Here is a 251-nt window from a genome sequence, read left to right as displayed (position 1 = left end):
AAGGCCAATTCGGTGGCCGTTAATTTGCAAGGTATAACAAAGGGGTAAGTTTGCCGCGAAATCCAGCATTTTTCTGACATCAGCAAAAGCAACATCTTGATGCCAGCGGCCGCCATTCATGATCCATAAAGATCTATCGGCATTATCTTCCATCGCGTTCAGCGCCATTTGTTCATGGTTGCCCTGAATGGCATAAATGGCCGGGCAATCCTGCACGGCTTTCAATAACGCCATTGATTCCGGGCCTCGAT

At 48.2% G+C, this 251-nt stretch carries 1 protein-coding gene; it reads right to left on the bottom strand.

Annotated features, from left to right (window positions below; genetic code table 11):
* Positions 1–234 (bottom strand): hypothetical protein (locus ACYP03_RS27185; protein ID WP_459782830.1); only part of this gene is annotated, 234 nt, incomplete at its 3' end.
* Positions 235–251: the final 17 nt, after the last annotated feature.

Source organism: Photobacterium sp. R1, assembly GCF_054600795.1.
The sequence above is the reverse complement of the archived record's forward strand: the minus strand, read 5'-3'. Positions and strand labels throughout refer to the sequence as shown.